This is a genomic window from Rothia sp. (in: high G+C Gram-positive bacteria) (genome assembly GCF_015265375.1).
In the GTDB taxonomy this organism is placed as follows: domain Bacteria; phylum Actinomycetota; class Actinomycetes; order Actinomycetales; family Micrococcaceae; genus Rothia.
In genome coordinates this window covers 1-9,398 of record NZ_JABZXW010000070.1, presented here as the reverse complement: position 1 = coordinate 9,398, position 9,398 = coordinate 1, and the positions used below count along the sequence as shown (strand labels likewise).

Sequence of the window (9,398 nt, the reverse complement as noted above, 5' to 3'; positions counted from 1 at the left end):
GCTTAGGACGCGGAGGAAGAGGCGCTCGCGGAGGTGGAGGAAGTGGCACCAACCCACTTGGCCTTCATCTTGTCGAGCTCGCCGTTTTCCTTGAGCTTGGCGATGGTGGCGTTTGCCTTGGTCAGCAGTGCCTTGTTGTTGGAGGAAACTGCTGCGGCAATCTGCTCGGTGTTCTCGGAATCCTGGTAGGCAATCTTGAAGGAGTCCGGGTCATTGGTCAGCGCCTCGGACACCACGGAGAGGTTCGCTGCGACTGCCTTGACTTGACCGGTCTTCAGGGCGGAGAACATGAGGGAGGTGTCTTCGTACTGGATGACCTCTGCGCCGTTTTCCTTGGCGTAGGTTTCACCGCTGGTTGCCTGCTGTGCACCAACGCTGACACCCTTCAGGTCTGCGGCGGAGGTGATGGAGGAGCCCTTGGGAACCAGGATTGCCAGGTTGTCGTCGAAGTAGACGGTGGTGAATTCCATCTTGCTCTTACGTTCGTCGGTCACGCCGATACCCGCCAGGGCGATATCGCACTGACCGGTGGCCAGGCCGGTACCGGAGTCCAGGCCCTCAAAGCTGATGGAGGTCAGCTGAGCCTTCACGCCCAGGTCGGAGGCGATAGCGTTGGCGATGTCTGCATCCAGGCCGACAATGGTGCCGTTTTCTTCGTATTCGAAGGGCTTGTAGGGGGTGTTGGTGCAGACGCTGAGGGTGCCGGACTTGACGAGGCTGACCTCGCCGTTAGGGTCGGTGTTCTCGTTGGCGGTGGAGACGCAGCCGGTCAGTGCCAGGGGCAGCACCGCCAGCAGTGCGAGGGGCTTGAGGGATGCCTTCTTGAGGATTGCGGTGTTCATTGGGATGCTCCTGTGTGGGGTGTGCGTTCACTCGTGGAGTGGCGCGTTCTATGAAATCTATGGTCTATTGTGCGCCCCAATGTTAAAAAATGCAAGCATATACATAAATATTCATAAATTTTTGCTGAATATACATAAATCCCACCGGGAAAACTGAATAAAACCCCGAATTAGAGACTCAAAAACAACTCCAGAACGCACCTTAACGTACCGTGCGACACTACTACGGTTTACCCAACTATCTAATCTCCTAACCTCCATGCCACAATTGAGAGCGTGAACGCAGAGAAGAACACCCGCGCAACCCGCGCAACCCTAGACAAGAAAACCGGCGATATTGCCGCCATGTTTGATACCGTCGCTGAACGCTACGACCTCATGAACGGCATCCTCTCCCTCGGGCAGCACATCTACTGGCGTAAGCAGGCAGTCGCCGCCGTAGACGCGCACCCCGGCCAGAAAGTACTGGACGTAGCCGCAGGTACCGGCGTCTCCTCCGAACCCTTCGCCGACGCCGGCGTAGACGTTATCGCTGCAGACCTCTCCGAAGGTATGCTCGACGTGGGCCGCCGCCGCCGCCCCGACATGACCTTCGTGCAGGCAGACGTCACCGCCCTACCCTTTGACGACGAAACCTTCGACGCAGTGACCATGTCCTACGGTCTGCGCAACGTCGCCAACTACCCCAAGGCACTGAGTGAAATCTACCGCGTGCTCAAGCCCGGCGGACGCATCGTCGTCCTGGAGTTCTCCACCCCGACCTTCGCCCCCTTCGGCGCGGTCTACAAGAACTACATCATGAAGGCGATTCCGCCGATTGCCCGCGCAATCTCCTCCAACCCCGAATCCTACGAATACCTCGCCGAGTCCATCATCGCCTGGCCCAACCAGCAGGAACTGGCGCAGAAGTTCAAGGAGGCGGGCTTCACCTCCGTGCAGTACCGAAACCTCACCGGCGGCATCGTCGCCATTCACCGCGGTTTCAAGCCTGAAGCACACAACGCATAGACACCGCGTTCACACACCACCGAAGACACCAACACCAAGAAGATAGAAGACACCGTGAGCAACGCAGAGCAGCCCATTGCCGCAACCGACCTGCTGGGAGACCTCGACCTGAAGCTTCCTGCAGGCTTCGAACTCATCGCCGCAGACCCCAAGCTGGGTCCGCAGATTCTTTCCTCCCTCGCGCGTATTGAGGAGCGCCTGGCAGAAGCCATCGCACAGACCGATCACCTGGCGGATGTTGCATCCCGCCACCTGCTCTCCGCGGGCGGCAAGCGTGTGCGTCCCCTGCTGGCGCTGCTCTCGGCAGCTGTCGACGGCGAAATCAACGACGAGGTTATCGAGGCCGCCGTGGTCGTTGAGCTGACTCACCTGGCAACCCTCTACCACGACGATGTTATGGACGACGCCCCCAAGCGCCGTGGTGTGGACAGCGCCCAGATGATTTGGGGCAACTCCGTCGCCATTCTCACCGGTGACCTGATCTTCTCCCGCGCATCCCTGCTGGTCTCCGAGCTGGGTACCCGCCCCATGAAGATTCAGTCCCAGACCTTTGAGCGTCTGGTGCTCGGTCAGCTCTTTGAGACCACCGGCCCCCGCGAGGGCCAGGACCTGCTCGACCACTACATCGCGGTCATTGAGGGTAAGACCGGTTCCCTGATTGCCGCTGCCGGTGAGTACGGCTCCCTGCTTTCGGGCGCTTCCGAAGACGTCATCTCCATGGTCAAGGCGTACGGCGAGCTGGTCGGCGTGGCATTCCAGCTGGCTGACGACGTGATTGACATTGTGAGCGACGGCAAGACCAGCGGTAAGACCCGCGGCACCGACCTGCGCGAGGGCGTGCCGACCCTGCCGACCATCCTGCTGGACCGCGCGGTAGCCGCCGGCGACGAATCTGCTATTGCTGTTCGCGCCCTGCTGGATGCAGACCTCAGCTCCGACGAGGCTCTGGAGACCGCTGTGGAGGCGCTCGCCGCCCACCCGGTCACCCAGGAAGCATGGCAGATTGCTTACGACTGGGCGGACCGCGCGATTGCCGCGATTGCTCCGTTGCCCGAGTCCACCGCGAAGGCTGCGCTGGAGTCCTTCGCTCACGCTGTGGTTCACCGCGAGGGCTAAAATGCCTCACCACGTAACGTGTGCGCTGGCGTAAGCGCTGATGCGTCTCATACTTCAAAACCCCCGCTGAATCCAGTCAGATTCAGCGGGGGTTTTCTGCATTATGGCTAGTCAGTACCGGTTTTCAGGGCAGGTATGAGCGGGTGCCCTGTCCCGCATAGTTCCGTATGCTGGGGTCTCCTTGACCGCTATATGCCTTTAAGGTAATCCTTATAGGCATGCCTGAGGCGCACATCCACCCTTCAGACGTTTGACGGCTTCCACGCCCACCCCGTGTTGGAGAGCCGTTTACTATTTCTGGACGCGAGCAGAGCCCACCACTCCGACGGGTTATTCTCGCACCAACCATCCGCGTCCCCACACATTCGAGGTTTACAACTATGGGAGCATCTACCCCTAAGGCGCCCACGAAGCGCGAAGGCTTCTCTAGCCGTCGCGTCTTTATCTTTGCCGCCATCGGTTCTGCTGTTGGTCTGGGCAATATTTGGCGTTTCCCCTACATCGCATTTGATAACGGCGGCGGCGCCTTCATGATTCCCTATATTGTCGCCCTGCTGACCGCCGGTCTGACCTTCCTGTTCTTTGACTACGCAATCGGTCACCGTGCGCGTGCGTCGTCCCCGCTGGCTTTCCGCCGTCTGAACCGTAAGACCGAGTTCATTGGCTGGTGGCACATGGGTATCAACTTTGTCATCGCTATCTACTACGCCGCTATTGTGGCGTGGGCTCTGCGTTACATGGTTTTCTCCTTCACCAATGAGTGGGGCGATAACCCGAAGGCGTTCTTCCAGGGCGAGTTCTTGAAGGTCGCAAAGGATCCCGGCGTCTCCCTGGACTTCAACATGAACATCCTGATTCCCATGGTTCTGGTGTGGGGCGTTCTGCTCGCTGTGATGGCTCTGGGTGTTCAGAAGGGCGTGGGCGCAGCCAACATTATCTTCATCCCGCTGCTGCTGGTCATGTTCGTTGGTTTGGTGATTTACTCGCTGACCCTGCCCGGCGCTGTGGACGGTCTGAACGCTCTGTTCACCCCCAGCTGGGACTCCCTGGCTAACCCGGACGTGTGGGTTGCTGCGTACGGCCAGATTTTCTTCTCGCTGTCCATTGGCTTCGGCATTATGGTCACCTACTCTTCCTACCTGAAGCCTAAGACTGACTTGACCGGTTCCGGTGCTGTGGTTGGTTTCGCGAACTCCGGTTTCGAGCTTCTTGCTGGTATTGGTGTGTTCGCTGCTCTGGGCTTCATGGCTCAGGCTGCTGGCACCCAGGTGAGCGAGGTTGCGACCAGCGGTATTGGTCTGGCGTTCATCGCGTTCCCGACCATTATTTCTCAGGCGCCCGGCGGCGTGCTGATTGGTATCCTCTTCTTCGGTTCCCTGCTTTTTGCTGGTTTCACCTCCCTCATTTCGATTCTTGAGGTGATTATCGCCGGTATTCAGGACAAGTTCGCGACTTCCCGTCTGGCGTCCACCATACTGGTGATTGTTCCGATGGCTCTGATTTCGCTGCTGCTGATGCCGACCACTACCGGCCTGTACGTGCTGGATATTCTCGATAACTTCGTGAACCTCTTCGGTATTCTGGCTGCCGGCCTGTGCGCCATTATCGTGGTTGCATACGTGGTGCGTGCTCTGCCCGCTCTGGCTGAGCACCTGAACCGCTACTCTTCCATCAAGGTCGGCAAGATCTGGATGGGTCTGCTGGCTGTCGTGACTCCGCTGGTTCTGGGTTACTCTCTGATTCAGAGCGTTATCAAGCTGATTGCGACCCCGTATGAGGGTTACCCTGCGGATCTGCTGGCGATTTTCGGTTGGGGTATGAGCGCACTGCTTCTGGTTGGTGCGATCGTTGTTTCTCTTCTGCCCTGGTCGAAGAAGTCTCGTGCGGCTGAAGAGCCGCCGGCACCTCCGGTGATTTCCGGTCAGGTGGAGCACGGCCACGTTGATTCGACTATTACCCGTTAGGAGCCCTCATGTCTATCTCCGCAATTGTGATGCTCATTGTGGCAATCCTGATCATTTGGGGTGGCCTGGGTTTGGCTCTGCTGAACCTGCACCGTCATCCGGATCTGGATGCTCTCGATGCTGCTGCTGAAGCTCAGGGGTCTGAGCTTTAGCGTGTGAACGCGACATAAAGTGATGCCCCGCAGGCTAACGTCTGCGGGGCATCACTTTGTTGTATGCGGGAGTGTATTTTGTGCGGGACAGTGTTTTAGCCGGGTTGGGGAGAGCTACTTGCTCTGTACGTCTTCAGCTTTTACGAGCGGGATCATGCCGGTTTCCGGGTCGGACAGCGCGGAGGCGCGGTAGGAGCGGGAGGCACGCACCGCATCCACGGTGAAAATGATGAGCGCAATCCAGATGAGGCTCAGACCCAGCACCTTATCGGCGCTCATCTGCTCGTGCAGAACGGTCAGCGCCAGAACAAATTGGATGGTCGGGCCCAGGTACTGCACCATGCCAATGACTGACAGCGGTAGCGCCTTGGTTGCCGCCGCAAAGAGCATGAGGGGCACAACGGTGACCACGCCGGTGGAGGCGAGAAGCCAGAAGTGCCCGGCGCCCTCGCTGAGGAGGGTCATCTGACCCTGCGCGTTGAGGACGAAGAACGCAATAACGCCGAAGGGAGCCAGGATTAGCGTCTCGAGGGACAGCGAGACGATGGGGCTCACCTCATGGGCGATACGGGCCTTGAGCAGGCCGTAGATGCCGAAAGTAAAGGCCACGCCCAGGCCGGTCCAGGGCACCTGGCCGTAGATGAGGCTCATCATCAGCACCGCAATACAGGAAATCGCCACTGAGACCCACTGGGCGGCGCGCAGTCGTTCCTGCAGGAAAATCACGCCCAGAACCACGGAGACCAGCGGGTTAATGAAATAGCCTAGGGACACATCAATCGTGTGGCCGGTCGTTGTCGCCACCACGTAGATGAGCCAGTTCGCGCAGATAAGGAACGATGCAGCCGTCAGTACCAGCATGACGCGGCGGTTCCGCAGAGCGCGGCGGAAGTCCGCGGTTGCCCGTACCAGCGGCAGCAGTATGGCGCAGAAAATGAGGGAGAAGACCACTCGCGCCACGACAATCTCAATCGGGCCCGCCGGTGCCATCACCACAAAATACAGGGGGAGCAGACCCCAAATAATGTAGGTGCCGATGATGGTGATAAACCCGTTGCGGGTGGTGTGCTTCTGCGTCTCTGACATGGTTTCTTCTGACCTGATTCTTCTGATCTGATTCTTCGGTTACGTTCTTCTTTAGCTATTCATCGGGATGCGCCGGTGGGGTGCCCATCGGGGTATCAACGCGCGCACACTACTGTACCCGATACGGGGGTAGCCTACGCTAAAGACGCCACAGGCGCGGTACCACGAGGATACCGCGCCTGAAACGTCGCTGCGTGTTCGGTTTAGAGGCCGAAGAAGCGGGAGAAGAAGCCCTTCTTCTTGGGCTGCTCTGCCTCGCGGCGTGCAGTTTCTTCCTGCTCGCGGCGGGCTGCCTCTTCGTGCTCTGCCTGCAGGTCGGGAGCTGCACCAGCGTTGCGGATGGGCTCCACGTGCTGCTCTTCGTACTCTGCGTGCTCTTCGTAGTGCTCAGCCTCGGCGGGCTGTGCAGCTGCGGGCTGCTCGGCAACGGGCTCAGCGGCAACCGGCTCCTCAGCGTACTCGGCGGAAGCCTCAACGGTCTCGTACTCGGGCTGCTCGGCACCGATGGACTCGTCGGTGTAGACGCGAGCCTGCTCGGTCTCTTCTGCCTCGTACTCGCCGGGCAGGGTCTCCACGGTGACCAGGCCGGGCTCTGCGTGCTCTGCCGGTTCCTGATCGAAGGGAGCCTCGTCGGCGGGGTAGAGGTTCTCGGTGCTCTCGACGCCGGGTACCTCGGTCTCTGCGACCGGTGCGTGCTCTGCGATCTCGACAGCGCGCTCAGCCTCAGCCTCGGCACGTGCGGCGGCGCGTTCTGCTGCCTCCTGCTCACGCTGTGCGTTCTGTGCGGCTGCCTCAGCGGCTGCCACACGCTCAATCTCGGTGCGCAGGGCGGCGAGGGATTCGCGGCGCTGAGCGGCAGCGGCTGCGCACTGTTCCAGAACCTCGGGGCCAACCTGAGGCTCAGCCTGCTCGATGCCGCTGATGCGGCCGTCGTCGAACCACAGGCGCAGGGCGCCGTCGGTTGCGGTCAGCACGGCGGTTGCCTCGGTGTCCCAGGCAATGTGGAAGCCGCGCTGCTGAGCGTAGGAGTCCACCGCCAGAACCTGATTGTGAATCTCTTCGCTCTGCAGGGTCTTCGCAATGACACGGCCGATACCCTTGTAGGTCGGAGCCTCGAGGGTCAGCTCAGCGCCCTCCAGCAGGGTCCATGCGCGCACGCCAGCGCCCGCGGGCAGCGGGTAGTGCGCGTACAGGCCGCTGATGGTCTTGGTTGCCAGGGTCAGGCGGCGTGCCAGGGACTCGGAGAGGGGCAGTTCGTCGGTGGTCAGCTCGGTCAGGCCGTCACGCTCACCGGTTTCGCGCGCCTGAATAGCGGCAGAAACAACGGAGTCGGGGAAGTAGCCCAGCTGCTGCCAAGACCAAATCCAAGTACCGCGGTTCTCAGATTCGGTGCCCAGCAGGTGCGGCTTGAGCGAAAGCGGGGGAGTGGTCTCAAAATCCAGAGACTGGGAGGTGAAGTCCACGTTCCACTCGGAGGTACCCACGAGCTCAGCGAGTCGAGCCTGGTACTCGGTGGAGATAAAGATCGATGCGTCGATAAGGTCCTGCAGAGAATTCGTCATGTTTCAAGATTATCAACCTTTTAGCGTTCACTATGCCGTGTGTCTCCGGTTTTGGGGTGCGCTTTAGGCGTATTGGGCTCTAAGGCGCCTGTTTGAGCCGTATCCAAGAGCTCCGAGGGAGAGATAGAGCATATATCTTTCGGCGTAAACTATCTGCGTGGAGTGCCCGTGTTCGTTAGAATCGAAGGGACGGCTTCTTCCGGCACCCTGTAAGCCGACACTACGACCGAACACGGATGCCTCCAGCCGCGCCGTATTCACACTCAAGGATGTATGAACTATGACTGAACCCCGCCTCGCCGAGACGAGTAGCCGTGCCGCGCGCATCCAGGACGCGCTGAACAACATTGGAAGCTGGCTGCTGGATGTCGTTAGTGTTGACCCCGGCTGGAGCGAAATGGTGCTGGACGTCAAACCCCTGGCAGGTCAGATTTTCGTGCGCGTGCGTGAATTCCGCAACGGTGAAGAGTTCATCGGCACCATCGGCCCGCTCAAGGACGGCTCGCCCATTATTGCTGAGGTCCGTAAGCTGCAGCGCGCCGCCTACGACGGTAACCGCGGCACCTGGTTTACCGCCTCCATCGTGGTTGCAGCTACCGGCTGGCCCAACCCGCAGTTCAGCGTGGGTGCTTCCTATAACCGTGACGACGAACCGGCCAGCTGGAAGAACGAAGGCACCCTGACCGCAACCGACGTGCGTGAGCACCTGGCGGAGTTCCCCCGTGATGCTTCGCGTATCCCGGCATGGGCTCGTGAGCGTATGGAGGGCCGTGCCCGCCACTCTGCCGCTGCATCATTGTCTTCGAGCGAGCATGAGATTCCGAACCCCTACTTGGTTGCTGCTCTGGAGACCTTCCGCAACGACGTACAGGAGCGAACCCTCATTAACGTGGTTCGTACGATGCTTGGTGGCGACGTTCTACTTGATGCGACCGGTTCCCTGCTGATTCCCTCCGAGACGGACGCAATGGGCCCTGAGTCGGTACTGGCCCACCAGGTCATTCGCATGCCCGAGACCGGCATGCAGGCGCTGTGCGTGTTCTCCTCCTCCGAACACATCGGCAAGAGCTACGTGCGCCAGGAATCCGAGGGGGATGAGCTGATTCTGCGCGAACCGGCGATGAAGGTCTTCATTGATTTCCTCAGCAATGAGGCGCTGGACTTGATTGTGGTTGACCCCGGCACCGATCACGAGTGCTACATTGAGCGCGCTCAGGTGCACTGGATTGTCACTTCTCCCCGCAATGACGGCGCGAAAATGGCGCTGGTGCAGGACAATATGCAGATGCTACTCGGCTCGCTGGTGTCCCCGGCGTCCGTGCTGCTGGTGGGCGTTGACCCTGCCGACCCGTCCGGTGCCTCCTTCGTGTTTGACCCGGATGAGAACGGCAACCCGCAGAGCCTGCTGGTGTTCACCTCGGCCATTGAAATTGCGGCACTGGACCCGCATATTGAGGTGCGTTCGGCGAACGCCCTGGATATTCTGCGTTACGCCCTGGATATTGGTGCACCGAGCGTGAAGGTGAACGCGATTAACCCCTCTACCGTGCTGAGCGCGGCGCAGATTCGCGAGCTGCTGGAGATTGTGGATTCGCAGCCCCGCATGGGTGCCTAAGCTCCTGCATTAAAATTAAATAACTTAAACCGTTGAGGCGGCGACACGAGTAG

8 protein-coding genes are annotated in these 9,398 nt (G+C 59.9%); 5 read left to right on the top strand and 3 right to left on the bottom strand.

The genetic code is table 11. The features are described 5' to 3' along the window. Nucleotides 1-2: 2 nt before the first annotated feature. Nucleotides 3-842: an ABC transporter substrate-binding protein gene (locus HXO69_RS07975; protein WP_294643331.1), complete on the bottom strand. Its 840-nt coding sequence runs from the start codon at nucleotides 840-842 to the stop codon at nucleotides 3-5. Nucleotides 843-1,118: 276 nt separating this feature from the next. Here HXO69_RS07975 and HXO69_RS07970 point away from each other — a divergent pair, with 276 nt between their 5' ends. From HXO69_RS07970 to HXO69_RS07955, 4 genes are all read left to right on the top strand, one after another. Next, nucleotides 1,119-1,850, top strand: a complete 732-nt coding sequence (locus tag HXO69_RS07970; RefSeq protein WP_296546388.1) for a demethylmenaquinone methyltransferase — start codon at nucleotides 1,119-1,121, stop codon at nucleotides 1,848-1,850. Between the two features lie 54 nt (nucleotides 1,851-1,904). Further along, nucleotides 1,905-2,966, top strand: coding sequence for a polyprenyl synthetase family protein (locus HXO69_RS07965; RefSeq protein ID WP_049356287.1), 1,062 nt, complete (start codon nucleotides 1,905-1,907; stop codon nucleotides 2,964-2,966). 380 nt (nucleotides 2,967-3,346) lie between these two features. Further along, a complete protein-coding gene (locus HXO69_RS07960) occupies nucleotides 3,347-4,930 on the top strand; it encodes a sodium-dependent transporter (RefSeq protein ID WP_049353378.1) in 1,584 nt (527 codons plus the stop codon). Nucleotides 4,931-4,938: 8 nt separating this feature from the next. Then, entirely contained in the window at nucleotides 4,939-5,082 is a 144-nt protein-coding gene (locus tag HXO69_RS07955) for a methionine/alanine import family NSS transporter small subunit (protein ID WP_005508316.1), read from the top strand. Between the two features lie 114 nt (nucleotides 5,083-5,196). Here HXO69_RS07955 and rarD read toward each other — a convergent pair whose 3' ends face one another. Together rarD and HXO69_RS07945 are read right to left on the bottom strand one after the other, a co-directional pair. Continuing rightward, nucleotides 5,197-6,168 carry an EamA family transporter RarD gene (gene rarD / locus HXO69_RS07950; RefSeq protein ID WP_296546385.1) on the bottom strand — a complete coding sequence of 324 codons (972 nt, stop codon included), beginning with the start codon at nucleotides 6,166-6,168 and terminating at the stop codon, nucleotides 5,197-5,199. A 203-nt stretch (nucleotides 6,169-6,371) separates the two neighbouring features. Further along, nucleotides 6,372-7,730, bottom strand: a complete 1,359-nt coding sequence (locus HXO69_RS07945) for a DUF6882 domain-containing protein (protein ID WP_296546383.1) — start codon at nucleotides 7,728-7,730, stop codon at nucleotides 6,372-6,374. Between the two features lie 280 nt (nucleotides 7,731-8,010). Between HXO69_RS07945 and HXO69_RS07940 the strand changes: the two genes are divergently transcribed. Continuing rightward, nucleotides 8,011-9,345 (top strand): SseB family protein, encoded by a 1,335-nt coding sequence (locus HXO69_RS07940; RefSeq protein WP_296546381.1) that lies wholly within the window; start codon nucleotides 8,011-8,013, stop codon nucleotides 9,343-9,345. Nucleotides 9,346-9,398: the final 53 nt, after the last annotated feature.